At 70.9% G+C, this 25,487-nt stretch carries 20 protein-coding genes and 1 tRNA gene; 9 read left to right on the top strand and 12 right to left on the bottom strand.

What is annotated here, in order from left to right:
- Positions 1-65: 65 nt before the first annotated feature.
- Positions 66-1,205: a phosphoribosylformylglycinamidine cyclo-ligase gene (locus IPG72_13645; GenBank protein MBK6770027.1), complete on the top strand. Its 1,140-nt coding sequence runs from the start codon at positions 66-68 to the stop codon at positions 1,203-1,205.
- Positions 1,206-1,313: 108 nt separating this feature from the next.
- On the opposite strand, the gene IPG72_13640 is transcribed toward IPG72_13645, so the two are convergent.
- The 3 genes from IPG72_13640 to IPG72_13630 all read right to left on the bottom strand — a co-directional run bounded on the left by IPG72_13640 (position 1,314) and on the right by IPG72_13630 (position 5,808).
- Positions 1,314-3,338 (bottom strand): hypothetical protein, encoded by a 2,025-nt coding sequence (locus IPG72_13640; GenBank protein MBK6770026.1) that lies wholly within the window; start codon positions 3,336-3,338, stop codon positions 1,314-1,316.
- Positions 3,339-3,545: 207 nt separating this feature from the next.
- Positions 3,546-4,646 (bottom strand): VWA domain-containing protein, encoded by a 1,101-nt coding sequence (locus IPG72_13635; GenBank protein MBK6770025.1) that lies wholly within the window; start codon positions 4,644-4,646, stop codon positions 3,546-3,548.
- A gap of 130 nt (positions 4,647-4,776) precedes the next feature.
- On the bottom strand, positions 4,777-5,808 hold the full coding sequence (locus IPG72_13630; GenBank protein MBK6770024.1) for a hypothetical protein: 1,032 nt from the start codon (positions 5,806-5,808) through the stop codon (positions 4,777-4,779).
- Positions 5,809-5,970: 162 nt separating this feature from the next.
- Here IPG72_13630 and IPG72_13625 point away from each other — a divergent pair, with 162 nt between their 5' ends.
- Positions 5,971-6,399, top strand: coding sequence for a hypothetical protein (locus tag IPG72_13625; protein ID MBK6770023.1), 429 nt, complete (start codon positions 5,971-5,973; stop codon positions 6,397-6,399).
- Here IPG72_13625 and IPG72_13620 read toward each other — a convergent pair.
- Together IPG72_13620 and IPG72_13615 are read right to left on the bottom strand one after the other, a co-directional pair.
- The gene (locus tag IPG72_13620; GenBank protein ID MBK6770022.1) at positions 6,362-6,949 is read right to left on the bottom strand and encodes a cytochrome c; all 588 of its coding nucleotides are present in this window, start codon (positions 6,947-6,949) and stop codon (positions 6,362-6,364) included. The two genes, IPG72_13625 and IPG72_13620, sit on opposite strands and share 38 nt — an antisense overlap.
- Positions 6,950-7,388: 439 nt before the next feature.
- Entirely contained in the window at positions 7,389-8,576 is a 1,188-nt protein-coding gene (locus IPG72_13615; GenBank protein ID MBK6770021.1) for a VWA domain-containing protein, read from the bottom strand.
- Between the two features lie 306 nt (positions 8,577-8,882).
- On the opposite strand from IPG72_13615, the gene IPG72_13610 reads away from it, so the two are divergent.
- A complete protein-coding gene (locus tag IPG72_13610; protein MBK6770020.1) occupies positions 8,883-9,440 on the top strand; it encodes an HD domain-containing protein in 558 nt (185 codons plus the stop codon).
- Between the two features lie 60 nt (positions 9,441-9,500).
- Here the strand turns inward: IPG72_13610 and IPG72_13605 are convergent, their stop codons facing one another.
- Positions 9,501-10,907, bottom strand: a complete 1,407-nt coding sequence (locus IPG72_13605) for a VWA domain-containing protein (protein MBK6770019.1) — start codon at positions 10,905-10,907, stop codon at positions 9,501-9,503.
- 264 nt (positions 10,908-11,171) lie between these two features.
- Here IPG72_13605 and IPG72_13600 point away from each other — a divergent pair, with 264 nt between their 5' ends.
- On the top strand, positions 11,172-11,768 hold the full coding sequence (locus IPG72_13600) for a Uma2 family endonuclease (protein ID MBK6770018.1): 597 nt from the start codon (positions 11,172-11,174) through the stop codon (positions 11,766-11,768).
- Positions 11,769-11,942: 174 nt separating this feature from the next.
- On the opposite strand, the gene IPG72_13595 is transcribed toward IPG72_13600, so the two are convergent.
- Positions 11,943-13,160 carry an acyl-CoA dehydrogenase gene (locus tag IPG72_13595; GenBank protein MBK6770017.1) on the bottom strand — a complete coding sequence of 406 codons (1,218 nt, stop codon included), beginning with the start codon at positions 13,158-13,160 and terminating at the stop codon, positions 11,943-11,945.
- 183 nt (positions 13,161-13,343) lie between these two features.
- Here IPG72_13595 and IPG72_13590 point away from each other — a divergent pair, with 183 nt between their 5' ends.
- Positions 13,344-15,107 carry an SLC13 family permease gene (locus IPG72_13590; protein MBK6770016.1) on the top strand — a complete coding sequence of 588 codons (1,764 nt, stop codon included), beginning with the start codon at positions 13,344-13,346 and terminating at the stop codon, positions 15,105-15,107.
- A gap of 85 nt (positions 15,108-15,192) precedes the next feature.
- Positions 15,193-15,266 (top strand) — tRNA-Val (locus tag IPG72_13585).
- A gap of 92 nt (positions 15,267-15,358) precedes the next feature.
- Here the strand turns inward: IPG72_13585 and IPG72_13580 are convergent.
- A complete protein-coding gene (locus IPG72_13580) occupies positions 15,359-16,531 on the bottom strand; it encodes an LCP family protein (GenBank protein ID MBK6770015.1) in 1,173 nt (390 codons plus the stop codon).
- 178 nt (positions 16,532-16,709) lie between these two features.
- Here IPG72_13580 and IPG72_13575 point away from each other — a divergent pair, with 178 nt between their 5' ends.
- On the top strand, positions 16,710-17,261 hold the full coding sequence (locus IPG72_13575; GenBank protein MBK6770014.1) for a GAF domain-containing protein: 552 nt from the start codon (positions 16,710-16,712) through the stop codon (positions 17,259-17,261).
- Positions 17,262-17,283: 22 nt separating this feature from the next.
- Complete coding sequence (gene obgE, locus IPG72_13570; GenBank protein ID MBK6770013.1) at positions 17,284-18,567, top strand: GTPase ObgE; 1,284 nt, start codon at positions 17,284-17,286, stop codon at positions 18,565-18,567.
- A 10-nt stretch (positions 18,568-18,577) separates the two neighbouring features.
- On the opposite strand, the gene IPG72_13565 is transcribed toward obgE, so the two are convergent.
- From IPG72_13565 to IPG72_13555, 3 genes are all read right to left on the bottom strand, one after another.
- On the bottom strand, positions 18,578-20,758 hold the full coding sequence (locus IPG72_13565; protein ID MBK6770012.1) for a glycosyltransferase family 39 protein: 2,181 nt from the start codon (positions 20,756-20,758) through the stop codon (positions 18,578-18,580).
- Positions 20,755-23,097 (bottom strand): hypothetical protein, encoded by a 2,343-nt coding sequence (locus IPG72_13560; GenBank protein MBK6770011.1) that lies wholly within the window; start codon positions 23,095-23,097, stop codon positions 20,755-20,757. Before IPG72_13560 ends, IPG72_13565 begins: the two co-directional genes overlap by 4 nt.
- An 82-nt stretch (positions 23,098-23,179) precedes the next feature.
- A complete protein-coding gene (locus tag IPG72_13555; protein ID MBK6770010.1) occupies positions 23,180-23,509 on the bottom strand; it encodes a hypothetical protein in 330 nt (109 codons plus the stop codon).
- Between the two features lie 192 nt (positions 23,510-23,701).
- Here IPG72_13555 and rpsU point away from each other — a divergent pair, with 192 nt between their 5' ends.
- Positions 23,702-23,905: a 30S ribosomal protein S21 gene (rpsU, locus tag IPG72_13550; GenBank protein ID MBK6770009.1), complete on the top strand. Its 204-nt coding sequence runs from the start codon at positions 23,702-23,704 to the stop codon at positions 23,903-23,905.
- Positions 23,906-24,095: 190 nt separating this feature from the next.
- Here rpsU and IPG72_13545 read toward each other — a convergent pair whose 3' ends face one another.
- A complete protein-coding gene (locus IPG72_13545) occupies positions 24,096-25,409 on the bottom strand; it encodes a C39 family peptidase (GenBank protein MBK6770008.1) in 1,314 nt (437 codons plus the stop codon).
- Positions 25,410-25,487 lie beyond the last annotated feature (78 nt).

The raw sequence follows: 25,487 nt of genomic DNA, 5'->3' as shown, positions 1-25,487 counted from the left end.
AACTTGGTGCGCAGCGCGCGTGTGCGATCGTTGACCCCAACCAGACCCACGACGATACTCCGCCCATGAGCGCCCCCGACCCGGACACCCCATCTCTGCTGACGCAACCCCTAACCTACGCCCAAACCGGCGTCGACTACACCTCCCTCGACCCCGCCAAGGTCATGGCCCAGCGCGCCGCCGCCGCCACCGCCGGCGCCCTGGCGCGCTTCGACCACTCCGAAGTGGCCGCCAGCCGCGGCGAGAGCGCGTTCGTCTGGGACGAGGGCGACCGTTATCGCGCGATGGTCATCGAGGGCCTCGGCACCAAGAGCCTCGTGGCGGATGCCACGCGCGCGATCACCGGCCGCAGCCACTACGACGCGCTGGCGCAGGACACCGTGGCGATGATCGTCAACGACCTGATCGTCGTCGGCGCCGCGCCGCAGGTGGTCACGGCGTACTGGGCCGTGGGTGACGGGGCGTGGTTCGACGACCGCGAGCGGGCGCGCGACCTCGTCGACGGCTGGGCGGCGGCGTGCGTTCTGGCGGGGGCGACGTGGGGCGGGGGCGAGACGCCGGCGCTCTCCGGGATCATCGAACCGGGCACGATCGATCTGGCGGGGGCGGCGATCGGCGTCATCGCGCCGAAGGAGCGGCTGGTGCTCGGTGACCGACTGGCCGCGGGGGATCGGATCGTCTTGATCGAAAGCACCGGGATCCACGCGAACGGGCTGAGCCTGGCGCGGCGGGTGGCGGAGCGGCTGCCGGAGGGGTACGCGACGCCGGTCGGGGAGCACTGCTTCGGCGAGGCGCTGCTGGCACCGACACCGATCTACGCGTCGCTCGTCGCCGCACTCTTCGAGGCCGGCGTGGACATCCGCTACCTGGTGAACGTGACGGGCCACGGCTGGCGCAAGCTGATGCGCGCGCCTCGCGCCGACCTGCGGTATGTGCTGGACGTTCTGCCGCCGGTACCGGCCGTCTTGCGCTTCATCCGGCACCATGCAGGGTTGGATGACCGTGAGTCGTATGCGACGTTGAACATGGGCGCCGGGTTCGCGGTGTACGCGGCGGCAGCGGATGCGGCGACGGTGGTCGACGTGGCGGGGCGGTTGGGGATGGCGGCGTGGGCTGCGGGGAGGGTCGAGGCGGGGGCGCCGGGGGTGGAGATAGGGCCGCTCGGGGTGACGTATGAGGGGGGGGCGTTGGGGGTTAGGGCGTAGGGGGTGCAACCCCTCCCGGCGCGCTGAGGCGCGCCTGTCCTCCCCCAGGCGCGTTTGGGACCCAATGGTGACAGCGCCGCAGGCGCTGACGGATAGGACGGATAGGGGTTACCGCCGCACGATCACCACGCGCACCCGCGGCATCCGCCCCCACCGCCGCCTCCGCACCACCGCCACCCCCACGCACATCATCACCCACAGCCACGACGCATCCCCGCCGAGTCGCCGCGGCAGGCGAAGGTGCGCCGTGCCGCCGCCGCCCGTGCGGGGCCAGCCCGGCAGCGGCGTCGGGCCGACCTCGACGGGCGTCGGCTGCGGCTGCTCCTGGGGAGTGTCCTTGCGCTCCTCGTGCTCTTCCTCGGGCGCATCCGGGGTGTCGGGTGGGCGCGGGGTGTCAGGTGGCGAGGTGACGGTCACGACGATGGGCGTGGTCTGGGAGACCGGGACGGTGACCGTCATGACCACTGTCGGCGACGGGATCGTCGTGGGCGTTTCGGTGCTGACGGCGGTGGCTGTGACGGTCACCGTCGACGTGGCCGTGACGACGGTGGTTGCCGTCGTGGTGGCGGTCAGCGTCGGAGTGAGCGTGCTCGTCGCCGTTGCCGTCGGGACGGTGGCGGTGGCGGACGGCGTTTCGCTGGGGGCGGGCGTGGGGGTCACCTGCTGCTGGGCGCACAGGAGCTCGATGTCGCCGAGGCCGTTCGCCTTGCCGAAGTTGTCGCCCTGGCCGAAGACGTAGAGCTCCTCGCGCGCCTGCGCGTCGCCGCCGGTGGTCGAGAGCCACGTGACGCCGGCGGAGCTGATCCGCTGCGGCGAGTTGCCGGCGAAGGCCACGCGGTTGGCCCACGGGATGACGGCCAAGCCGCCGTAGCTGGTCTCCTGGTGATTGTCGCGCTGCGGGCCGAAGTCGCCGTCGTAGTACTCGGGCGAGATCTGGATCTCCCAAGCGCCGTTCTTCCGGAAGGCGGGCAGGATGTCGCCGGCCGGCGTGTTGTAGATCCGCTCGCCGGGCGGCGGCTGGTTGGGCGGCGTGGTGTAGAAGGTCTGGTCGCCGAAGCGATCGCGGAAGCCGAGGACCATCTGATCGCCGCCGTCCGTGAAGTCGATGTCGGCCAGAATGGGCTGCGGGTAGCGGCCGTGGTCGTCATCGACGGTGCCCGGCGGGTCGCGCCAGACCTGCCACTTGGCCTCGCCGTCGCCCGGCCAGATCCAGCCGCGGTCGAAGGAGAGGATCGTCCGCGCCTCCTGCCGCATGTCGCTGCCGTCGGCGTTGCTGCTGTAGACGCGCGCCTCGAGGTCGTTGTTGCGCCGCGAGGTCTGGGCGCTGTTCACAACGCCGTGGTAGAGCCGGCCGTCGTGCCAGCCGAGGCCGAACGGGCGGGCATCGCCGGCCCACGGTTGGTTGGATGCGCCGTGGGTGAAGCTGCCCAGCAGGGCGGCGCCTTCCACGCTAAAGCGGTAGATCCGGCGGTCGTTCAGGTTCATGACCGCCAGCTCCTTGCCGTCGGCCGAGAGCTCGACATCGCCCAGGCTGATCTTGCCGGCCCCGTTGCGGGCGGCCGCGTCCGGGAAGTAGTTGGCCCCGGCGTTGTGGCTGTCCGCACCGGCGTTCGGGACGGTGGCGAACGTGCTCAGCTGCCCGGTTCGAACGTCGTACGCGTATACCCCGCCCGGCCCGGCCGGGCCGAAGTGCGTGCCGCGCTTGTGGAACGCGCCGGCGTACAGCACGGCGCGCTGGCGATCGAACGCCAGGCCGTAGGCCGCGCCGATCTGGCCGCTCGTGGCCAGCGTGCGGTGGTCCGAGTTGTTGCGCGTGTCGTGGAACGCCACGAGCGCCGCCTCGCCATCGCCCGAGCTGCCGCGCGGGTAGGCCGCCGTGACGAGCCACGGGTCGGCGCCGTTGTTCGCGCAGGCCGAGACGAAGTCGTCGAGATTCGACTGCGCCTGCACCGTGCCGACGCGGACGGACGGCGCGGCCGACAGGACGCCGCACAGGACGACGGCGACGAACAGCGCGCGGCCGAACGTGGGCGGGGGCGCGTCGTCGTTGGCGTCGTCGATGACATGGGCGTCATCGGCGTGGCGGGCGTATCGAACGCGGCGGGGGGGTCGCGGGGCGGTGCGACCGGCCATCGGCGGCTCCTTGGCATGAACGGGCGGCTGCGGCCAGGGCAGAGGCGGCCGCGGCGGTAGGATGGCGCGGTTGTGGGCGGGCGTCAAGGGGGTTTTGGGCCGTTGGCGCGACAGAGAGGCGACAGGGTGTGCAGATTGGGCGCAGGGGGAGGGTGGCGCTGCGCGCCACCGCGCGGCTGCTTGCGCTGGTGCCAGGAAGGACGGACGTTACGGCAGGACATCGATGTGTCGGGGTGGGACATCGAATCGTCCGGAACGGTGGCGGCTGTCGATGAACGAGCCGCTGCCGCCGGCGGGCAGTGTGATCTTGCCGATTGCGTCGAGGCGGACGCGGTAGGTGATCGTCCACCCCTCCTTGGGCACGTGGGTCGGTCGCCACACGAGCGTCGTCGGCGCCTGGCCGGTGGTGTTTGGCTCGGGTCGGGCGCTGTTCGGGACGAGGGTCACGGATGTGGCCAGCGTGTCGGTGATCGCGATGGACCAGAGGCGGAGAGAGTTGGAGAAGTTTCTGGTGATCGACCGGAACAACGCATCGAGTTGCTGTTCGATCGCCTGCGGCGGCCGCCAATCGAGGAAGTAGCGGGGCGTCAGGGCCAGGCTCTGCATGCAGTCGTCGTCACAACTGTCGCCGACGCAGGCGGTGACGAGGAGGATGCCCTGACCGCGAATGTGACCGGCGGCCGAGAGCGCGCCGCTGCACTGGGATACGCCGCGCGGTTGCCGGGCGACGAGGACGATGACCTCGCGAATGGCGTTCCGATCGCCGCCGCCAAGGGCGCGGGCATACGTGAGAAGCCCGAGCGCGCGATCGAGGCCGACTTCCGGGCGCGCTTCGCCGCGCGGCCGGATGCGGTCGATGCACCGAATCGCGGCGCTCGTGTCGCGGCTCACCGGACAGCTCACCGCGGCACGCGAGTTGTAGCCGACGATGCCGATGCGCAGGACGGTTCGATCGTCCGGAGTCAGTGCGGCGATCGATCGCCGCACGCTCCGCAGCACCTCGCGGCCCTCGGCGGTCTTCATGTCCGCCGATGCATCGACGACATAGACGATATGCAGCGGAAACATTTCGATCGGACACCGCGCCCCCAGCACCACGGTGACGTCGACCGTCTCGCCGACGCGCGCCGTGAGTGGTTCGACGGCGCGGGTGGCCGTCACGGCGCAAGGCGGCAACGGCGTCGCGGTCGGCTCGGGGGCGTGCGTGCGGACAGCGTGCGACGTCGCGGCGGGCGCCGCCGCAAGAAGCGCTAGGGCCGCGGCCAGGGCGAGGGTCGCGGCGAGGGCGGGGCGCATGAGCCGGGGCATCGCGCGGTCGGTCGGTGTCATGGGGGATAGAACACGGGCCGTGGGGGATCATGACATCACGTTGGGAACCGAACCACATCGTCCTGGGACCGCCGAGCCCGAATTCGGCATCTTGCGCCGCCTAAGGCCCTCAACCCCCCTCAACCCCCAGAAACGCCACCGTACACCCGTCCACGTTCAACCCCACCAGCCCCTCGTCCGGCACCGTGATCACGTCCGCGCCGTTCACAGCCACCGTCCACCCCCCGCCGTCCACCGGCCGCGCCTCCAGCACGTCGCGCCCCGCCGCACGTCCCGGGTCCGCATCCGGCGCCCGCGCGCCCGCGAGCCATTGCCAGCCGGCGGGGGACATGCGGAACGCCCAGATGTCGCGGCTGGCCAGGAGCTGGACGACGACGAAGTGGGCCGCGTCCGTGTAGCCGACGATGATGCCGGCGCGGAGCGGGCCGGCGAGCGGCTCGAGGGAGACGGCGAGGGGGGCAGATGCGGGATCGTCGTCGTCCGTGTCGGGCTGCGCGTCGGCGACCCACTTGCGGACGGCGATCGCATTCACGCCCGACGCGCCGATGAGCGCATCGCCCCGCTGCTCGAACGCGCGCCAGACCTCGCGCCACGGCTGTTGGTGGCGGGTCAGCCAGGCGCGGTAGGCGGCGGCGTCGGCGTCGGCGACCGGTCCGAAGACGGCGGTCCACGAGGCCGCGAGATCTTCGCGGCGGTTCAATCGATCGAACAACGCCTTGGCCCCCTCCGGCCGCTCATCGATCAGCCAGCTGACGACGCCCCAGCCGCTCGGCCGCGTCCAGCCGGCGCGGTCGGCGACGAGGGCGGCGAGGTCGTGCCCTTTCGCGTCGAACTCGGCCAGCGCTTGGGCTGGGTAGTCCTCGAGCGAAATCGCGGGGACGATGCCCATCGCCAGGCGCGTCCCGTCCCAGTTGTGCATCCCGAAGTGCTCGGCCAGGCCCTCGCCGAACCAGAACCCGCTGTAGCCGTGGTTGCCGGTGGCGCTCAGGTAGTGGAACTGGTGGGTGGCCTCGTGGAGGATGAGCATGCGCGTGAAGAAGGCGCTTGGCTGGGCGAAAGCGTAGAACGTGCGATTCGTCGGATGGTAGTAGCCGCCCCCGCCACCGTACGTGATCCCGTCCGCGGCCATCGCGGCCGCCATCGCCGCCGATGTCCCGAAGATCTTTCCGGGCAGGCGTCCCGTCGGCCCGACGACCGGCGGCTCTCCGCCGAAGAACGCGGCCAGCTGCGGGTACGCGGATTCGAGCAGTCGTCCGATGTCGGCGCCGTCAAGGCCGACGCCCGCCTCGACGTGGAGGTCGTAGTGGGCGGTGGTGACGCGGGGCCGTCGACGGCGACGGCAGGGGTTGGTGCGGCGGTGGGCGCTGCGGTCGGGGCGTTCGTCGACGTCGCGGTCGGTGTAGCAGTCGCCGAGGACGTGGCGGAGGCGGACGATGTGGCGGAGGGCGTCGCGGTCGGCGGCGCGGTGGGCGGCACGGGCAGCGAGGCGAGGTCGACGCCGCGCCCGACGAACGGCAGCGCGAGGGGGGCCGTCGTCGGCGCGTCGACGTTCTGCGCGCGCAGGTCCGGGCGCCTGGCGATGGCCAGGGCCGTCGAGAGGACCGTGGTGAGGACGATGACCACGACGGCCAGGACGGTCCGCATGAATCGCCTGGCGCGCCAGGTTCGCCGATGCGCCGCTTGGCCCGGGCGGCTCACGGCGCCGCCTGCGGGCCGACTTCGCCCGCCGTAATCTGTGCCTGCCACGCCAGTTGCTCGGCGCCCCACGACGACTTGATGAACGTCAGCACCGCGCGCATGTCGTCGTCGCTCATCACCTCGGCAAACCCCGGCATCTTCGACTCGGGCATGTAGACAACTCCGCCTTCGGCGATGATCCGCAGCAACTCGCCGTCGCCGTGGTGCCAGGTGTGGCCGCTGACGTCGTGCGGCGGGGCGGGCAGCGAACCGTCGGGCAGCGTGCGCTTCCAGTCCGGCTGGCCCTCGAGGTTCACGCCGTGGCAGCTCGCGCAGTGCGCATCGTACAACGCGGCGCCGTGGGCGACGACGGCGGCCGGGGGCGGTGGAACGCCGGCGGCGGCGGTGGGCCAGCGGACGGGGTCGTAGGGCGGGCGGGTGGGGGTGATGGCGCCTTTCGGGCCGACGAGGGCGTCGGCCGGGCGTTGGCTCACCTGCCGGATGCCGATCGCGACGGCAGCGACGGCCAACGCGATGGCCAGCGGGATGGCCGAGCGGTTGATCAGGCCGGCGCTGGGGCGTCGGTTCGGCGTGGGAGAGTCCATGGCGGCATGGTACCCTGAAATCGAGCCGACGCGACGCTATCGGTCGAGAACGGGTGGTCCGACCGAATCGCCGCCGCCCATCACCGGCAGCCGCACCGCCAGACCAACGGATTGAACACGGGATGGTATCGCACGTTCGGGTTGATGAGCGTCAGTTTGTTGCGAAACGGATTTGTTGGACCGATGGGCACATTGGGGTTGCACGTGATGCCGTAGCCATGTACCTGCGACGGATGGCTCACCGCCCACCACAACACCGGAATCGGGACGGCTTGTCGCTTCAGGCGCCGACAGCCCATGCAGGCGGGGCCGCCGTACGGATCGACTGCTCTCCAGCCGTGCAGTCGGCACACGGCTCTACGCGGCGATGTCGTGGGGACGATGGGCATCGAGGTTCTCCGATGGGTGCAGGGGTCGTCGGCGTTCGCTGGTTCCGCCCTCATGGCCCCGCCACCTCGAGCAGCATCGTCGGGAGCGGGAAGGAGCGTCGGCGGCCGAGCCCATCCTGGAACAGCCCGGTGCTCCGGCGGGGCAGGCCGATGCCGCGCGCCTCGAACGGCGTCACCTGGTAGCTCAGCGTGACGGAGCGCGACGGACCGACGGGCACCGTCCAGCCGACCTTGCCGGCGGCGGTGTCGGCCACGTCCGGCGGCGGGCTGGCGCTGCCCTCGACGAGCGCGACGGACGAGGGCAGCGTGTCGGTGACCGCGATCCGCTGCACGAACATCGTCTGGTGGTCGCTGGTCGTGCGGTCGACGACCTCGGTCAGACCGGCGAACGCGGCGGCGGGGCCGGCGACCGCGGTCGAGAAGGCGTAGCGCGGGGACGTGGCGGCGGAGCGGAGGCACGGCGCATCGGCCGACGCGCCGACGGCCAGCGTGGCCAGCAGGATGCCGCGGCCCTTGGCCGTGCCGGCCGTCTGCACCACCTCGCTGCAGCCGGCGTTGCCGCGCGTGTTCGGATCGTTGCGCCAGGCCGAGACGAGGAGGATGATCTCGCGCGGTTCGATCGATGGCGGGGCCGTCGAACGGCTGCGCCGCAGCAGTGCGGTCGCCTCGGCCAGGCCGACGGCCGGGCGGGCGGCGCCGCTCGTGCCGAGGCGGTTCAGGCAGGCGCGGATCACGCTCTGCGTGTCGCTCAGCTTGCACGTCAGCGTCACCTTCGAGCCGAAGCCGACGACGCCGATCCGGATGCCGCGGCCGTCCGGAAGACCGAGGTCGCCCAGCCAGGCTTCCATCGCCGTTCGCGCGGCGTCGCCGGCCGGCGCGGCCATCTCCAGCGACGTGTCGACGGCCAAGACGATGTTCACCGGGAACGGCTCGCCCTGGCAGGCGGTGTCGATGCGGATCGTCACCGTCAGCGGTTCGCCGACACGGGCCGCGGTGTGGGCGGGCTCGCGGCGGGCGATGGCGACGCACGGGGACGCGGGCGCCGCGTTCGGACCGGCTGCCGGATCGCCCTTGGCCGTGTCGTCCGGAAGTGCGGCGCGGTCGACGGCGGACGTGTCGTCGGGCGCGGCGGCGGTGAGGTGGGACGGCGCGGGCCATGCGATGAACGCGGTGGCGGCGGCGATGGCGGCGACGAGGACCACGAGCGGTCGGGTCGGCAGTGCGTAGGGGCGGGACATGGGCAAGGACTCCTTGTCGTCGACGATGGGGCTTGCTCGAAGCGGATGGGTGGACGGGCGACGGGAGATAGGACGGCGGAGTGCGCACCGCCTTGCGGGTTTGAACACGAGGGGTGGGGGTGTTTGGACGGGGGTGGGGGGTGGGGCGGGGGGTCTTCGGGCGACGCATGCGTCGCCCCTACGCGGGGGGTGGGCGTGGTGGCCGCGGGGGGTGGCATCTTGGGCGGTGACGGGGGCGAGACATGGTGGTAGGATCGACGGACGGGGTGGTGCCGCTGAACCCGCGTCTCCTGTTAGGACGAATCGATGACGAGTTCGATCTCCGCCCACGATGCCCGCGGGCTCATGCACGCATGGACGGCCAACCCGGCGCTGCGGCACCACATGGAGGCCGTTGCCGCCTGCGTGGCCGCGTACGCAGTTGAGCTGGCGCCCGATGAGGTCGAGCGCTGGACGGCGTGCGGGCTGCTGCACGACTTCGACTACGAGCGGCATCCGACGCCGGCCGAGCACCCGTTCGTCGGCGTCGCGCACCTCCGGGAGCGGGGCGATGTGGACGAGGGCATCATCGAGGCGATCCTGGGCCACGCGACGTATTCCGGCGTGCCGCGGACGACGCCGCTGGCCAAGGCGCTCTTCGCGTGCGACGAGCTGGCCGGGTTCATCGTGGCGTGCGGCAAGGTGCGGCCGGACGGGCTGGCGTCGCTGGACGCGGGCGGCGTGCGCAAGAAGCTGAAGAACAAGGCGTTCGCGGCGGCGGTGTCGCGGGAGGACATCGCCCTGGGGATCGAGGAGATGGGAGTCGATGAGGACGCGCATTATGTGCGGTGCATAGAGGCGATTCGGGGGGCGGGGTTGGGGTAGGTTGGGCGGACAGAACGCGGATTCGGCGTGTTGGCCGATGGATCGGCCGATGTGCCGACCTCAGCCGCACCCGCACTTGAACACCACCCCGTTGAACACCGGATGCCACGGCAGGTTCCCGTTCCGCAGGTCCAGCCAGCGCCGCGGCGGGTTCATCGGACCGAGGGGTTGCCCGACGCGGCACGGGACGCCCCAGCCGCCGACGCGGGATGGGTCGGCGAGGGCGGCGTCGATGGCGGCTTGGGGGAGGCGTGCGGCGAGGCGGGGGCAGACGGCCGGGTCGGGCGGTGCGGGTGTGGCGGTCGGCCCAGGGGGCGCGGGCGTGTCCGTCGGCCCGATGGCTGTCGGGAGCGGGGGCTGGTCCGACGTCGGCGTCGCCGGGGCAGGGGTGAGCGTCGGGGGATTGATGATCACCTCGACGCGCGGGATCGGGAACGCGAACGCCCCGCCCGCGTGGACGACATCGGTGAACACGGCGGACGCGGTGGTGAGGATCGGATAGGTGCCGCTCGCCGCCGGGACGCGAACGGTGAATCGAACTTCCGCGCTCGGCAGCCAGACGTCGGAATTGTCCCAGCGCAGTGTGCGGTTATCGGGGCTGACGGATGCGGCCGGCGGGGAGGACGAATCTTCGATCAGGGTCATGTCCGCGGTCAGCGTCGCCGAGATCACCAGCCGCCGCAGCCAGCCCGTGTCGAGCTGCTCGCGGATGCGGTCGAGGATGCTGCCGACCTGTCCGACCTGGCGCGCCTCGAAGAACGAACGCGGGTTCGTCGCGATCGATCGCATGCACGCCACGTCGCAGCCGCCGCCGAGGCAGATCGTGAAGACGTGGATCCCTTGCGCCTTCGCCTGCCCGGCGGCGGCCTGCACGGTGCCACAGCCGCTCATGTTCTCGCCGTCGGACAGGACGATCATCACCTCTCGCAACCGGTCGCGGAAGGTTGCGTCGGTCCGCCCGTGGCTCAGGACGCCGATGCCCGCCTTGATCCCGCAGTCGATGCACGTGTCGCCCACGGCGCCGATCCGCTGGATGCAGCCGACCGCCTGAGAGCGACGGTTCGTTAGCTGGCAATACACCTTGGCGGTGCTGTTGAACCCGACGACGCCCACCTGAGTGCCCGGCGTCTCCGGCATCTTCAGCGCATCGACGAGGGCCACGGCAGCGGCCTTCACCATCGCGTGATCTCGGGCCATCGAGCCGGAACCGTCGAGCACGAGGACGATACGAAGCTCGCTCGAGATGACCCCGCAGCCGTCGAACGCGGACCGCAGCGTGACGTGCGTCACGTCGCCGGGCGCGAGGACGCCGGGCTCGGCGACGGCGTCCGGGCGCGGGATGCACGACGAGACGGTCGGGGGCGGCTGGGCGAGGGCGGGTCGCGTCGAGAGGGCCGCGAGGGCCAAGGTGGCGACGACGGCGAGCCCGATCGCGTGGGCGAGCGAGGGGAGGGGGATTCGGCGCATCGTGGTTGGAGTCCTTCGTACCCGCGTAGCACACGCGCGAGAGCGGGACGCGCCGGCCGCGGCGGTGAAGGGAGGCGCGATCGGCCGGCGCGGAAGATACAACACGCGACGGCGAGGCTGGCGGACAGATCCGACCCTTCTACGCGAGCGCATGTGCGTCGCTGCGGTGTCCACAGCCTGTCGCGAACGTGGCGCGAGCGACCTTCCGTGCCTCGGTCGGGGATGCTACCCTTCGAATGCTTGCAAGCAAGGGGGTGCCAACTCATGACCCGAACCACCGAACGACACGATGTCGAGTCGCTCCGGCAGTCGGTCGAAGGGCGTCACTGGACCGAGGCGGAGTACGTGTCCTTCATCGGTGACCGCAACGCGTTCATCGAGCTCGTCGGTCGCAAGCTTGTGATCCACAACATGCCCACTCCAGCCCACCAGCTGATCGTCGCCCGGATTCTGCGCCGCTTGCTCGGATCGACCGCCGGTCAGGCAGTACCCGCGCCCATGCCGGTGCACTTGCGTGCGGGCACGATCAGAGAACCCGACATCGGCTTCTACACAGCGGCGCATCTCGATCGGCTGGCTGGCGAGATCGCCGAGCCTCCTGATCTGGCGGTCGAGGTTGTGTCACCGGACAGCCGCAGCATCAAGCGCGACCGGGTCGAGAAGCGCGCCGAGTACGCCCGAGCCGGCATCCCCGAGTACTGGATCGTCGATCTGAAGGCGCGCGACGTGCTCGTGCTGCGGCTCGACGCCGGCGCCGGCGCCGGCGCGTACGCCGAGTTCGGTCGCTTCGCGGGCGATGACTTCGTCACGGCGCTGGCGGCGCCGGATGTGGCGATCCGCGTCGCGGACATGTTCGCGTGATGTGATTGCGCGGTAAGGTGGCGCGGGCGGGAGGGCACCCACAAGGGGTGCCCCTAGGCGTTAAGGGGGCGGCCCGCCCCCCCCCCCCCCCCCCCCCCCCCCCCCCCCCCCCCCCCCCCCCCCCCCCCCCCCCCCCCCCCCCCCCCCCCCCCCCCCCCCCCCCCCCCCCCCCCCCTACTCGAACGCGCTGATCCCGGTCTGCGCGCGCCCCAGTATCAACGCATGGATATCGTGCGTCCCCTCGTACGTGTTCACCGCTTCCAGGTTCAGGACGTGGCGGATCACGTTGTACTCGTCGGCGATGCCGTTGCCGCCGTGCATGTCGCGGCTGACGCGGGCGATGTCGAGGGCCTTGCCGCAGTTGTTGCGCTTGATGAGCGAGATCATCTCGGGCGTCGCCTGGTGGGCGTCCTTCAGGCGGCCGACGCGCAAGGACGCTTGCAGGCCGAGCGTGATCTCGGTCTGCATATCGGCCAGCTTCTTCTGGATCAGCTGGTTGGCCGCCAGCGGCCGGCCGAACTGCTTGCGGTCCAGCGTGTACTGCCGCGCGGCGTGCCAGCAGAACTCGGCCGCACCCATCACGCCCCACGAGATGCCGTAGCGCGCGTTGTTCAGGCAGCTGAACGGACCCTTCAGACCCTCGACGCCCGGCAGGAGGTGGTCGTCGGTCACGAAGACGTCTTCCATCACGATCATGCCCGTCGGTGAAGCGCGCAAGGAGAACTTGCCCTCGATCTTCGGGGCGGACAGGCCCGGCATCCCGGCCTCGAGGACGAAGCCGCGGATCACGTCGTCCTCCGTCTTCGCCCAGATCACGAACACGTCCGCGATCGGGCTGTTCGTGATCCAGGTCTTGGCGCCCTTCAGCTTGTAGCCGCCGTCCACCTTGACGGCGCGGCTGATCATCCCGCCCGGGTCGCTGCCGTGGTCCGGCTCCGTCAGGCCGAAGCAGCCGACCCATTCGCCGGAAGCGAGCTTGGGCAGGTACTTCCGGCGCTGCGCCTCGGTCCCGAAGTCGTAGATCGGGTACATCACCAGGCTGGATTGGACGCTCGCCGTCGAACGGTAGGCCGAGTCCACGCGCTCGATCTCGCGGGCGATCAGGCCGTAGCTCACGTAACCGACGCCGGCGCAGCCGTATTCCTCGGGCAGCGTCGGGCCGAGGAAGCCGAGCGCGCCCATCTCCTCGAAAACGGCGCGGTCGAACGTTTCGTGCCGGTGGCCCATGAGGACGCGCGGCATGAGCTTGGCCTGGGCGTAGTCGCGCGCCGCGCCCATGACCATCCGCTCTTCCTCGGAGAGCTGGTCGTCGAGGAGGAACGGATCCTCCCACTTGAAGCGGGGCTTCGCGCCGCCGGCGCGAACGGTGCCGTCGACGGTATCGGTGGACATCACGCCCATCGTGGTCTCCTCTGCGCGGCGCGTTCCGGCGCGCGTCGCCGGGGGCGGGGTGTGATGATAGACTAGTACCCCACCACTGCAGATTCTCCGGGTTCCGTATCTCTGGTAGCCACCACGAGCGTGTTCAGTGGTGGGGTACTAGCACTCCCCCGACGTGCCCGCGGAGCCCGCCGCATGCAGATCGCGATCGTCCTCGGCCTGCTCGGGGTCACCATCGTGCTGTTCGCGACCGAGAAGGTGCCGGTCGACGTGATCACCCTGATCATGCTCATCGCCCTGGTGATGAGCGGCGTCCTGACGGTGGACCAGGCGTTCGCCGGCTTCAGCGACTCGATCCTCGTCATCCTCGCCTCGCTGTTCGTGATCAGCGGCGCCCTCGAGCGCAGCGGCGTCATGGATGCACTCGGCGCGCGCCTGCACATGCTGGCCCGCGGCGGGACGAACCGGCTCGTGTTCGCGGTCATGGCGCTCGTCAGCGCCGTCTCGGCGTTCGCGAACAACACGACCGCCACGGCGGTGTTCCTGCCGCCCGTCCTCGGCGTCGCGCGCAAGATGAACGTCAGCCCGTCGAAGGTGCTGATGCCGCTCGCCTACGCCTCGATCCTCGGCGGCACGTGCACGTTGATCGGAACTTCGACGAACGTGGCGGTCAGCGGCTACATCGCGCGCCACGGCATGCGGCCGATCGGCCTGTTCGAGCTGGCGCCCGTCGGAATCGTCATCGTCGTGGTCGGCATCGCCTACATGCTCTTGATCGGTCGACACCTGCTGCCCGACCACAAGCCGGAAACGCTGGCCGAGGGGTACGAGATCCGGGAGTACCTCAGCGAGGTCGTCGTCCCCGAGGGCTCGCCGCTCATCGGGCAGCGAATCTTCGGCTCCGACCTGGCGGCGATGGGCGTGCGCGTCCTCAAGGTCGCCCGCGACGGCACGACGTTCATGCCGCAGCCGCGGACCGTCATCCGGGCCGGCGACGTGTACTTCGTGCAGGGGCGGTCGGAGGATCTGGTGAAGATCAAGGCGAAGGCCGGCATCGAGATCCGTCCCGAATCCAAGCTGTCCGACCTCGGCGCGCAGGGCGATGCCATCCGGGTCGTCGAGATGATCGTCACGCCGCAATCGGACTTGCAGGGCCGCAACCTCCAGGAGGCGAACTTCCGTGAGCGCTATGGGCTCACCGTGCTGGCGATCTACCGGCACGGCCACTCCCTGGTCGACGAGCTGTCGCGCGTCGTGCTGCAGACCGGCGACCTGTTGCTCGTTCAGGGACCGACCGAGCGCCTGACCTATCTGCGCCGCCATCCCGACCTCTGGACGCTCGAGGAACTCGATCCCGCGCTCTACGCGTCGCCCCGCAGCGGGTTGATCACGGCTGGGGTATTCGGCGCGGCGCTCGTGCTCGGCTTCCTCGGCTGGGTCCCGCTGCCGATCGGCATCCTCGCCGCCGCTCTGTGGGCCGTGCTGTCGCGCGCCATCACGATGGACGAGGCCTACGAGTTCATCGACTGGCGCTTGCTCATCCTGATCGGCGGCATGACGGCATTCGGTATCGCGATGGATCAGAGCGGCGCGGCGAGCTTCCTGGCAGACGGCATCGTCGGCGCGCTCCAGCCGTGGGGGGATCGCGTCGTCCTGGCGGGCTTCTTCGCGCTGACGCTGATCCTGACCCAGCCGATGTCGAACGCGGCCGCGGCCCTCGTCGTGCTACCGATCGCCATTGATGCGGCCCGGTCGCTCGGCGCCGACGAGCGCACGTTCGCGATCGCGATCATGCTCGGGGCATCCGTGTCGCTGATCACACCCTTCGAGCCGTCCTGCATCCTGGTGTACGGGCCGGGCAAGTACCGCTTCCGCGACTTCGTCAAGGTCGGCTTTCCCCTGACGTTCATCCTGATGGCCGTCGTCCTCTTCCTGGTCCCGCTGCTCTGGCCGATGTGACGGGCCGGCGCCGGAGCCGGGCGCGCTACAATGGCCCGATCTCGCGTCGGCCCGGCCCTTGGTGGGCCCGGCCTAGCGTTCGTCCGGGCGGATAGCTCAGTTGGTCAGAGCGCCTCGCTTACACCGAGGAGGTCGGGGGTTCGAGCCCCTCTCCGCTCACACGCATCCCATCACCCGCATCCCATCGCCCGCTCGCCGCATGCCGCGCCCTTTGGCTGCGGGCGACGGGGCCGACGAATCCGTCGCCCGGGCTACGGCTCCGGCGGGACGGTCGGCGGAACGACGTCCGTCGGGGTCGGCGTCGGCGTGACGAGCGGGTCGGGCTCCATCGCCAGGAAGGCGCTGCGGACGAGGTTCCACTCGGCCGGCATCAGGCGAACGATCGAGGTCATGTTGTCGCCCGACGGGACGGAATCCAGGTAGACGACGCGCTCGTCGATCGGCATGCGGTAGATGTCGCCGTCGCCGATGCGCAGCGCGATGCGGGCCAGCGACGAGATCTCCCGCGGGGTGAGGTCGGTGTCGACCGTGTCCTGCAGGGCCGGGATCAGCTTGGGCAGGTCCAGGATGACGCCGGGCCGCATGCCGGCCTTCTTGATCGCGATCAGGACCTGCATCTGGCGCTTCGAGCGGTCGAGGTCGCTGGTGGAGTAGCGCGACCGGGCGTACTGGAGCGCACGCTCCCCGTCGAGGTCGTTGGGGCCCGGCGGGAAGTCGATCGTCATGTGCTGGCAGTCGGCCGTTGGATACATGTCGTCGTGGAGGCCCACCGTCGGATCGCCCGGCGAGGGCGGAACATCGACGGTGATCGGGCCGACGGCGTCGACGATCTTCAGGAAGCCGTCGAAGTCGACGCGCACATAGCGGTGGACCGGGATCTCGAAGTTGTCCCAGATCACCTGCTTGGCCAGCCCCGGGCCGCCGTCCGGCTCGTATCCCTCGGCCTCCCCCCAGTAGTGCGCCGTCGTGAGCTTCTGGCTGCCGTGGCCGGGCACGAACACCCAGAGGTCGCGCGGCAGGTTCATCATCGTCACCTTGGCCGTCCGCGGGTCGATCCGCACGACGATCATCGTGTCCGTGCGGTTGGCCGTGGACTCAGGGTCGGCGCCCTCGCAGATGTCGCGGTCCATCCCGAGCAGCAGGATGTTCACCGGGCCGTGGCGGTCCCAGACGCCGGGGCCGGCCGCGGCGGCCGCTGCAGCGTCGGCTTCCGGCACGACCGCGGCGGGCGTCGCGTCCGGCGGCGCGACGGGCACGGCGCTGTCGCGCCACGACAGGCCGGCGAAGGCGACCATCGCGCCAAGCGTCACGAGCTCGGCGCCGAGGAAGAGGACGACGAGCGTGAAGAGAATGCGCAGCAGCCAGCTCGAGCGGGGGCGGGCCGCCGGCGCCGGGATCGTGGGCAGCGGTCGGGTGGTGGCCATGGGAACCTGGTCGGCGGCGAGCGGCTTCCGCGAGGGTGCGGCGATCACGCACAGGGATGTCGGAGCCGGATGGAACGGGCGGGGCGTTGTTGGACCTGGGGCCGGGCGAGTATAGCATACGGGGTCGGCCTCTTCGGTCGTCCCAAACCGCCGCGCGGTCGCGCGATGAGGAATCTCAATGACACTCCAACCTGAGCTGGCCGGTGCGGAAGGCGGTGCCAACGCCCTGCTGGCCTACCTTGACGCGCAGCGCGCCGATCGTGCGGCGGCCTGGCCCGAGGTGCTGGCAACGACCGTCGTCTCGTTGAGTGCGCAGTTCCCGCACTTCCATTGGACCGGCATCTATCTGGTGCGGGACGATGTCCTCCACCTCGGCCCGTTCGTCGGCCACCCGACGGAGCACGTCGCCATCCCGGTGGGTGAAGGGATCTGCGGCGCAGCGGTGCAGCAGCGTGCCACCATCGTCGTCGACGACGTGGCGGCCGACCCGCGCTACCTGGCATGCTTCGCCTCGACGCGCAGCGAGATCGTCGTGCCGATCCTCGCGCCGGACGGCAGCGCGATCGGCGAGATCGACGTCGACAGTGACCAGCCGGCGGCGTTCACGGTGACGGATCGGTCCTACCTCGAGCGCGTCGCCGAGCGGCTGGCCCACCTGGCGCCGCCCGCCGGCGACGCCGCGACGGTGCCCGCGCTCAACCTCGCCCGGGCCGAACGGGCCGCGCCGTGAGCGGCCACTTGAGGCACACCCGATTCGAGGCCAAATCGTGTTCCTAGACGAAGCGACGATCGACGTCGAGGGCGGCGACGGCGGCAACGGCGCCGTCGCGTTCCGCCGCGAGAAGTTCGTGCCGCGCGGAGGTCCGAACGGCGGCCACGGTGGAAAGGGCGGCGACGTCGTGCTGGTGGCCGACGAGAACCAGAACACGCTGTACACCTTTCGCTTCACGCAGCGCCACGCCGCCGGTCGCGGCGGACACGGCGGCGGCCACGATCGGCACGGCAAGAACGGCGAGGCGCTCCGACTGGCCGTGCCGTGCGGGACCGTCGTCTGGGATGCCGACACCGGCGAGCTGATCGGCGACCTCGTGACCCACGGCCAGACGCTCACGGTGGCCAAGGGCGGGCGGGGCGGGCGCGGCAACAGCGCCTTCAAGAGCCCGACGCACCAGGCGCCGCGCGAGGCCGAGAACGGCGAGCCGGGCCAGAGGCGGCGGATCCGGCTCGACCTCAAGCTGATCGCCGAGGTCGGGATCATCGGCCTGCCGAACGCGGGCAAGAGCACGCTGCTGGCGGCGATCACGGCGGCCGAGCCCAAGATCGCCGACTACCCGTTCACGACGCTGGTCCCGAACCTCGGCGTGGCGGACATCGGCTACGACACGCTTGTCCTGGCGGACATCCCAGGCCTGATCGAGGGCGCCAGCGAAGGTGCCGGACTGGGCGATCGCTTCCTGCGCCACGTGGAGCGCACGCGGCTGCTCCTGCACCTCGTCGACGGCAGCGCGGCGGATCCGGCGGCCGACTACAGGACGATCAACGCCGAGCTGGCCGCATCGAGCCCGGCGCTGGCAGCCCGGCCGCAGGTGGTGGCGGTCACGAAGCTCGACCTGCCGGACGTCGAGGACCGCCTGCCCGAGCTGCGCGCCGCTTTGACCGCTGCCGGCGCCGCGGACGTCCACGGGATCAGCGCGCTGACGATGTCCGGCGTCGACGACCTCCTGCGCCACGTCCACCGCCTGGTGCGGTCGCTGCCGCCGCCCGAGGTGGCCGCGCCGGCCATCCCGGTTCTCCGCCCCGGCGCCGTCGACGAGCAAGCGTTCACCGTGCGGCGCGACAAGGACGGGGCGTGGCGCGTGGCCGGCGTACGGGTCGAGCGCATCGCGGCGATGACGAACTTTCAGAACGGCGACGCGGTCGAGCGCTTCCAGCGGATCCTGCAGGCGGACGGGGTGCTGGACGTGCTGCGCGAGCACGGGGTGGGGGAAGGGGACACGGTGCGGTTTGGGGAGGTGGAGTTGGAGTGGACGGATTAGGCTGCCGGCATCAGCGGCGTAGGACATCGAGCGGCCAGATCGGCAGCCACGGTTCGCCGCAGCCGCTGACCTCAACGAGATGGCGATGTCCCGTGGCATCGATCCACAGCGAGGCTCGGACTCGGCGCCGGGGCGATACGTCTGTGACATTTGCCGTGGCCGACATCGTCCAATCGGCGCGGTAGTAGCCGTCGCCAGGGTCGACCGTGCTGACGACCTTCATCTGGCAGGCTGTGAAGGTCGAACCGTCGGGTGCTTTGGCGAGAGAGGTCCGCGTTTCGGGCATCGGAAACAGGGTCGCGTTGACGATTTCGCCCGCGTACGCGCGCCGCGCGGGGCGGAAACCGATCGCCAACCTGTTGGGGAAGCGTGCCCCTCGCAGTGCCGGATCGCTGTGGAGGAGCGTCGCACCGGGCCAGCGCGCGCTGAGCGCTCGGACGGCCGGCTCGCGGTCTTCGCGGGCGAACAGGTGGAGCGCGTCCGCCCCATACCCCTCCGACAGCACCCGCTTCAATCGCCCCGCCAGCCACGCCTCGACCTCGTCGTTCGGATCCTGCAAATCGCGCCCATACTCGACGAGCCACACCCGCGGATGCGCGTCGACAATCCCATCAAGCTTCGCCTGCCAGTCGTCGTGACCCGCCAACGTCTCGCTGCCGCGGTCGGGGAACAGGACGACGGGCGGCCGATCGGCCCATCGTGGCGGCGCGTCCGCCGGGAACTCGTAGCGCGGGTTGCCCAGCGGCTGCACCCACTCCCGGCCGTAGTGGTACAGCCACAGCGGGTAGCGGTTGCCGCTGACGAGCACGACGACGTCGCCGGGCTCGGCCTGGCTCCAGATGGCAAGGGACATCGTCGGCAGCGTGTCGGTGGCGCGGCGGGGGGCGTAGTAGGCGGGGAGGTGGGCGAGCGAGGGGGCGAGCACGAGGACCGCCAGTCCCCAGGCAGAGCGGTGGCGAGTGGCCGCGCGGGCGATGATCGCAGCCACCACGACCAGGGCGGGGGCCGCGAAGGGCGCGAAGTAGCGCGCTTCGACGTTCGGGCTGTAGAAGAAGGAGCGGGGTTGGGTGATGGCCCAGATGGACAGGGGGGGGATGAGGAGGAGGGCGAGGAGGAGGGGGGTGATGAGGCGGGTGTCGGACGTAGTGGTCCACGGCCTAAGGCCCTCTCCCCCCGACCCCCTCCCCCAAGTCTGGGGGAGGGGGAGGATAGTTGGCGGGGTGGACGGACGACGGGCGAGCGTGGCGATGAGCCAGGCGATTGCCAGGGTGAGGGTGAATGTGCTGACCCAAGGCCAGGCGCTGTCGATATCCGTCGACACGCCGGTCGCCAACAACGTCAGCCACAGCTTGACGGTGAACCACAGGCTTGGCCCGTCCTGAACGACCCGCCATGACGACATCCGCCCGCCCGCATAGATCGCCCACGGCGCGAACGCGACAAGTACCGCCACCTGCGCCGCCGCCCATTCGACGGTCCTTCGCCAAGCATCCTCCCCCTGCCCCGAACGGTTCGACGGGGTCCCCGCCGCACCGTAGGTGAAGCGGGGTTCGGGAGGGGGTCGGGGGGTGAGGGCTTCGGGCCGTCGACGCAACAATCGCCACCCGACGACAACGTTCAGCGCCACCAGCCCCGCCCCCGCCAAATACACGCTGTACAGCGCCCCCGTCGCCCCGACGACATACAACGCCATATCCCATCTCGCCCTGCCCCGCCCTCGCCCTTCCAACCACCGCATCACCCCCAACGTCGCCGCCATCAAGCACGCCCCCGCCAGCGCGTACATCCGCAGCTCCATCGACCACCACACCAGGAAGCGGGACGTGGCGACGGCGGCGACGGCCAGCACGCCGCCCGACGTGCCGGCCAGGCGCCGGCCGAGGGGCCAGGCGAGGGCGGTCAGCACGACGCCCGTGAACACGACGACCAGCCGCAGCGCGAACGGACTGTCGCCCACCAGGCGCAGCCAGAGCCGGAGGGACCAGAAGAACAGGGGCGGATGGACATCGCCCGCGGTCCAGCGCGTGGCCTCGGCGAGGCCCTGGCGTGTCGCCCAGACCGCCAGGGCCTCGTCCCACCAGATGTCGGCGTCGGCCAGACGGAAGCCGCGCAGCGCAACGGCGACGAGCAGCAGCGCAACGACAACCCACCGTGCCGCATCGGCCCGCGCGCCGCGGCCGCGGTCGCTCATGCCGCGGCGGCGCGCGCGATCGTGCGGCGGCGGAAGCGGCGGAAGGCCAGCACCGCGGCGACTGCGGCGGCGATGTACAGCGCCCAGCGCAGCAGCCCGAGCTTGAGCGGCCGGAGCGGGTCCGGTGGATCGGGCGCCGTGATCCGCACCTCGTCCAGCGGCAGTTCGCCCGCGTCGATGCGCAGGATGACGCTGTGGTCGCCGAACGGCAGGTCGTCCTCGCCGTACTCCGCCTCGCCGGAGGCGATCGTGACCGTGCGCGTGACGCTGTCGCGGAAGACGAACAGCGTGATCGGGCCGGTCAGCGGCGTGGTCCCCGTCAGCGTCGCCGACGGGGCGAGGTCGGACGCCTTCGTCGCCGTGACTGCGAGCGTTGGCGTCGGCGGGGAGAGCGTTGGGGTCACGGCAGCGGTGGACGTTACGGCGAGCGTCGGGGTGGTTGCCGCGGTCGAGTTGGTGGCGAGCGTGGCGGTCGTGGCCAGCGTCGATGTGGTCGCGAGCGTGGTTGTTGCAGGAGGCGAGGGCGAGACGCTGGGCACCAGGGTGGCGCGGTCGACGATTGCGCGCGCCGTCAGGAGCGGCGCCGGTGGCGGCGCCGTCGCGCCCTGCGCGTGTGCGACCGCGGGCCAGGCGTGTCGTGCTCGGCCCTGTTTGCCCTCGTCCTCCTCGACCTTGTCGCCCTCGTCGTCCTGCGGCGCCGTGCCGCGGCTGTACGGGTCGAGGACGAGGCGCCAGCCGGTGCCGCGGAAGCTGAAGTTGAGTTCGGCGCTCGTGCTCCCGAAACGCGTGGCGAGGCCGAGATCCGTGTCGGATGGGTCGCGCCAAGGGCCGGAGTAGAACAGGGCCGGGTCGGTGACTGCGTGGCGGCCGCGCATCAGACGCGGCGAGCGTCGCCCGATCTCCTTCACGGCGGCGTAGGCCGGCAGCTCCGTCCAGTCGGGTTCCAGGAGCCGGAACCAGCCCTCGGGTCGGCTGTGCCACTCGCGATCCGGCCGCCGCAGGAACCACAGGCAGGCGACGCCGACGAAGGGCCACTCGTCCTGGAGGCGCTCGTACGCATCGCGGGTGTACTCGGCGCGCAGCGCTTCGGTGACGCGGCCGTACGTGGCCGGGAACGGCGTGCCGTCCTCGGCCTTCTCCGGCGGGCTGTCCCAGCCGAACTCCGTCAGCCAGATCGGCGTCGCCTCGTCGCCGTGGCGGACCATGATGTCGCGCAGCAGGAGCACGCGGCTGAAGTTCGTGCGGTCGGCGCTGGCGCGGCGGTCGGTCGGGCCCGTCCAGAGGCCGAAGCCCTGGGCACCGAGGACGTCGAAGCCTTCTTCGAAGTAGCCGTTGGGGTACGCGGCAGCGTCGACTTGCTCGAGCTCGTACAGATCCCGGAGGAAGTCCAGGTCGCTGACGTTGCGATCCGACTGCTCGGTCGTCGGCGAGAGCGCGGCGCTGACGACGACGACGTCGTTGCAGACCGAGCGCGCGGCGGCGGCGGCGGTGTTCAGCAGCTTGGCGTAACCGGCCGGATCGGGCTTTCGCTCGCCCCACTCGGGATAGATGTTCGGTTCGTTCCAGATCTGGTAGTAGCGCACCCGCCCGCAATAGCGCCCGGCCACCGCCTTGACGAAGTTCGCATAGTCCGCGAGGTCGCTCGGCGGGCCCATCCGCGCCTCGCCCTCGGCCGCGACGTCGGCGTAAGCCCAGTCGGGCGGGTTGTCGAGCCGGACCAGCAGCTGGACGTCGTACACATCCGACCAGTGGACGATCCGGTCGTACTTGTCCCACGCGGGACGCGCCGGATCGTTGCGTCGGTCCTCGAAGTCTCCCCGGGCGTGGATCTCGATGTCCTCCCACGGGAACTGCTGCCGGGCCCAGCCGATCCCGGCAGCGCGCATCCGCTCGAACGAACGCTTGACCACTTCCTCGTCCGGCTCCAGCTGCAGGAACGTGTTCACCCCGTATGGGCTGACGGCCAGATGGTCGATCGGGGCGTCCGGCGCCAGCTGGAGCCGCGGCTGTGTGAGCTGGAGCATCGCCAACGCCCCGACGCCCTTGATGCCCTCGACGAGCGACTCCTCGCCGGTCACCGTCTTGAACCACGCCCGCGACTCCGGCTTGAGCGCCCAGCGCACCACCCGCCCGCCGACGATGACGAGCGCGATCGCCAGCGTCGCCTCGATGACCTTCGGCTGCCGCGCCAGGCGCACCGCCCTGCGGAACGCGTCGGGCGCCTCGTCGACGAGCGCATCCACGCGCGCGCGATAAACGGCCAGCCAGCGCTCGAGCCGATCGGCCCATGCGCCGGCGTCGGCCGGCGTGCGGCGGGGGCGGCGCGGGTCGGGCGTCATGCGGCCACTGCCGCACAGGGGGACAACGCGTCGGCCATGGGATCACGCAGAGGATCACGCAAAGGATCGTTCATGCGACCGTTCATGGGATATCGACGAACGACAGCACGACGGGCACCGATCCCGAGAAGGCCAGCAACAGCGCGATCTGACGGGTGTCGGAGCGCCGCGCAAACACGAGCCCGAGGATGCCGACCACCGGGACGGCGATCTTGGCGGCCAGGAACACCGTGGGTTGGGTGGCCACAACGTCCCGCTGCGCGAGCAGGACGTAGAGGGCCAAGACCGCGGCGGCCATCCCCGACCGGCCGAGCCACGTTCGGCCGCCGGCCGAAGCTGCCATCAGCGCGGCGAGGACCGCTTCGTAGAAATACCAGCCGCACAGGAACTGTTCCAAGCGGTTCGACCTCATCGGTGCACGTGGCGCCGCGCGCCGGCGGAGGATAGTCGAAGGCGGCCGGGCGGCACAAGTCCGCGGGCTGCGCCCGGATCATTGCGACGGGCGTGGTCGAGGTTGGCGCGCCGTGCACTGAAACTGGCGGCCCGCGCGGCCGCGTGCTAGACTCGCCGTTCGGCAACCAGCCAGGGAAGGGGGTGATGGCACATGTCTGTTGATTCGCGGCCCGGCGAAAGCTTCGAGGGTCTCTTGAAGCGCTTCCGCAAGGAGGTCGCCAAGTCCCGCATTCTCAGCACGTACCGCCGCAAACGGTGGTTCACCCCGCCGAGCGAGGAACGCCGTCTGGCCAAGAAGAAGGCCGAACGCCGCGCCCGCCGCCGCGCGCTCCGGGCGAACCGGACGACGCGCTAGCGGAGCGGACGAAGCGACAGCAAGGTCGGTACAAGCAGAAGCTGGAGGGGCCGGTGCGTTACGCACCGGCCCCTCTTTCATGCCATGTCCGTCCGCCCTGGCGCCTGCGAAGGCAGGCGCGCGGTGGCGCGCAGCGCCACCCTCAGCGACGGCTTCAGCCGTTGATTCGTTGCTCTACAGTGGTGGCGTACTAGCCATCCCGCCCGGTGTCGAGGTCGATGCGGTCGTTCTGGATCTGCGGGTCATCGCCGGTGACCTCGAGCAGCCACGACCGGCGCGGTTGGCCGTTCGGCTCGCAGCACGGGCCCTGGTCCTCCAGACTGCCGCCGGTCGTCTGCCAGTCCAGCAGTCGGCCGAGCGGGCGGCCGGGGATGCCGGCGCGCTCGAAGAACGGGAAGAATCGCCCGGTCTGCCCTCCGTCGTCGCGCAGCCAGAGGTAGCTCAGGCCGACCAGGCAGCTGTCGTCGCCGTGGTTGTCCACCGGATCCATCCGCATCCGCTCGATCGTGCCGCTCCAGCCCTTCTCGGCCGGCATCTGGACGATGTGCGTCGTGAACCGGCCGGTCGTCGCGCGGGCGTGGAGCGTCACCTTGCGGCGCTCGTTGAAGCCGCCGTGCTCCGGCCGCTTGAAGAAGAACGCGAACGCGTCGTCGCTGCACGTATGGCCAAGGCTGATCTCGATCATGTCGAACACGGGCCGCGGGCCGGGGCTGCTGCCGGCCCCGCTGCCTGACACGCCCTGATTGCACCGCCCAACGCCGTCGCAGCCGCCGAGCGGATCGCCGTAGCCGTGGCCGAAATCGCCGGGCTGCGCGTTTTGGAGCGCGGTGATCATGACGGCCCGCGACGTCGTTCGCACGGCGTTCGAACGGCTCGGCACGGGCGCGACGAGCGGGTTCAGAAACCGCACGTTGTCGCCGTCGAAGCCGACGATGACGATGAAGTGGTCGCCGAACCGGCCGTTGCGGTTCTTGTGGAGGTCGGCATTGTCCAGGCCCGGGAAGTTGGCGGGCGACGTGCTGACGAGGCCGATCACCGGGATGCACCTCCGGTTCATCGCCTCGATCGAGGCGATGCCCATCGCTTGCTCGCGCAAGCAGAGGCCGTGCGCGGCGGCGCCCCGGTCGAGGTCGTCCCAGTCGGTCGGCGGGTTGCACGGCCCGTCCGCGCGGCCCGTCATCGTCTGCCGCAATTGGGCGACGAACGCCTGATCGCTCACGCCGGCCGGGCGGCGGCCGTTCGCCTCGACGATCATCGCCACGGATGCCGGCCCGCAGTTGTTGTGGCCGTTCAGCGACGTGCTGCGGCAGTGCGTCGGGCACGTGCCGCCCTGGCAGTCGCACGTGCACTTGTCCTGAAAGAAGAGCTGCGAGATATACGGAACCGGCAGCGGAACCGGCGCCGGCTGTGACAGGCCGGCCGCCGAGACGCCGGCGGCGATGCCAAGATCCGCGATCAGCGACAACGCGACGCCGATCGCTGCACTCCGTTTGCGCGAGCACATCGTTCACTCCCAGTGTAAGTTGGATGTTGAGCCGGTTGGGGGGCGTCGTCGCTGCCGGTCGGTGGTTGGCGGGCCGGT

Origin of the sequence: Candidatus Avedoeria danica (assembly GCA_016703025.1) — a bacterium.
GTDB lineage: Bacteria > Chloroflexota > Anaerolineae > Epilineales > Epilineaceae > Avedoeria > Avedoeria danica.
Note: the sequence above shows the minus strand (reverse complement) of the source record. Positions and strands in the feature narration are given on the sequence as shown.

Coding starts and splice junctions, on each gene's coding strand:
- IPG72_13645 (MBK6770027.1), top strand. CDS start 66: ATGAGCGCCCCCGACCCGGACACCCCATCTCTGCTGACGCAACCCCTA.
- IPG72_13640 (MBK6770026.1), bottom strand. CDS start 3,338: ATGGCCGGTCGCACCGCCCCGCGACCCCCCCGCCGCGTTCGATACGCC.
- IPG72_13635 (MBK6770025.1), bottom strand. CDS start 4,646: ATGCCCCGGCTCATGCGCCCCGCCCTCGCCGCGACCCTCGCCCTGGCC.
- IPG72_13630 (MBK6770024.1), bottom strand. CDS start 5,808: ATGGCGGCCGCGATGGCCGCGGACGGGATCACGTACGGTGGCGGGGGC.
- IPG72_13620 (MBK6770022.1), bottom strand. CDS start 6,949: ATGGACTCTCCCACGCCGAACCGACGCCCCAGCGCCGGCCTGATCAAC.
- IPG72_13615 (MBK6770021.1), bottom strand. CDS start 8,576: ATGTCCCGCCCCTACGCACTGCCGACCCGACCGCTCGTGGTCCTCGTC.
- IPG72_13610 (MBK6770020.1), top strand. CDS start 8,883: ATGACGAGTTCGATCTCCGCCCACGATGCCCGCGGGCTCATGCACGCA.
- IPG72_13605 (MBK6770019.1), bottom strand. CDS start 10,907: ATGCGCCGAATCCCCCTCCCCTCGCTCGCCCACGCGATCGGGCTCGCC.
- IPG72_13600 (MBK6770018.1), top strand. CDS start 11,172: ATGACCCGAACCACCGAACGACACGATGTCGAGTCGCTCCGGCAGTCG.
- IPG72_13595 (MBK6770017.1), bottom strand. CDS start 13,160: ATGTCCACCGATACCGTCGACGGCACCGTTCGCGCCGGCGGCGCGAAG.
- IPG72_13590 (MBK6770016.1), top strand. CDS start 13,344: ATGCAGATCGCGATCGTCCTCGGCCTGCTCGGGGTCACCATCGTGCTG.
- IPG72_13580 (MBK6770015.1), bottom strand. CDS start 16,531: ATGGCCACCACCCGACCGCTGCCCACGATCCCGGCGCCGGCGGCCCGC.
- IPG72_13575 (MBK6770014.1), top strand. CDS start 16,710: ATGACACTCCAACCTGAGCTGGCCGGTGCGGAAGGCGGTGCCAACGCC.
- IPG72_13565 (MBK6770012.1), bottom strand. CDS start 20,758: ATGAGCGACCGCGGCCGCGGCGCGCGGGCCGATGCGGCACGGTGGGTT.
- IPG72_13560 (MBK6770011.1), bottom strand. CDS start 23,097: ATGACGCCCGACCCGCGCCGCCCCCGCCGCACGCCGGCCGACGCCGGC.
- IPG72_13555 (MBK6770010.1), bottom strand. CDS start 23,509: ATGAGGTCGAACCGCTTGGAACAGTTCCTGTGCGGCTGGTATTTCTAC.
- rpsU (MBK6770009.1), top strand. CDS start 23,702: ATGTCTGTTGATTCGCGGCCCGGCGAAAGCTTCGAGGGTCTCTTGAAG.
- IPG72_13545 (MBK6770008.1), bottom strand. CDS start 25,409: ATGTGCTCGCGCAAACGGAGTGCAGCGATCGGCGTCGCGTTGTCGCTG.